The following is a 206-nucleotide window of genomic DNA, read 5'->3' as shown; positions in this document are numbered from 1 at the left end:
GGGGTGATGAGCCCGGTGCCCGCGCCGATCAGCACCGCGGCCGGCAGCAGGCCGAAAAGTCCCGGGAGCATGGCGAAGCCCAGGCCCGCACCGGTCAGGAGCAGGCCGGAGCGCAGGCCGGAGGCGGTGGTGATGGTTCCGCTGTCCAGGGCGCGGCCGGCCCGGGGCTGGACGAGGGCTGCGGTCAAGGCCAGCACGGAGACCGC

1 pseudogene is annotated in these 206 nt (G+C 75.7%); it reads right to left on the bottom strand.

Annotated features, from left to right (window positions below):
* A pseudogene (locus C6N31_RS43515) lies at positions 1-206 on the bottom strand (MFS transporter); the annotation flags it as partial.

It is taken from the genome of Streptomyces fildesensis, assembly GCF_016107395.1.
In the GTDB taxonomy this organism is placed as follows: domain Bacteria; phylum Actinomycetota; class Actinomycetes; order Streptomycetales; family Streptomycetaceae; genus Actinacidiphila; species Actinacidiphila fildesensis.
Note: the sequence above shows the minus strand (reverse complement) of the source record. Positions and strands in the feature narration are given on the sequence as shown.